1 protein-coding gene is annotated in these 576 nt (G+C 68.4%); it reads left to right on the plus strand.

Annotated features, from left to right (window positions below; all coding sequences use genetic code 11):
• Positions 1 to 576, plus strand: a 576-nt coding sequence (locus A9X05_RS27490) for a cutinase family protein (protein WP_067760195.1), incomplete at both ends; no start/stop codon positions are given.

The raw sequence follows: 576 nt of genomic DNA on the forward strand, positions 1-576 counted from the left end.
TGTCCGGACGTGCAGGTGGTGTTCGCCCGCGGCACCGGTGAAGCCCCCGGAGTCGGGCCCACCGGCCAGGCCTTCGTCGACGCGCTGCACTCGCGCGTGGGCGCCAAGTCGTTCGACGTCTACCCGGTCAACTACCCCGCCAGCGACCAGTGGGACACCGGCATCGACGGCGTCAGAGACGCTGGCGCCCACGTCGTTTCGATGGCCCACGACTGCCCCAACACCAAAATGGTGCTCGGCGGCTACTCCCAGGGCGCAGCCGTCATGGGCTTCGTCACCTCCCCCTCGGTACCCGACGGCATCGACCCCAACACCGTCCCCAAGCCCCTCGACCCCACGGTCGCCAGCCACGTGTCCTCGGTCGTGCTCTTCGGCATGCCCAACGTGCGCGCCATGAACTTCCTCGGCGAACCCCCCGTCGTCATCGGCCCCACCTTCGCCGACAAGACCATCAAGGTCTGCGCCACCGAAGACCCGGTCTGCTCCGACGGCATGAACTTCTCCGCCCACAACACCTACGCCGACGACGGCGCCATGATCGACAAGGGCGTCGCCTTCGCCTCCAGCCACCTCGAC

It is taken from the genome of Mycobacterium sp. E3298, from assembly GCF_001666895.1.
Lineage (GTDB): Bacteria > Actinomycetota > Actinomycetes > Mycobacteriales > Mycobacteriaceae > Mycobacterium.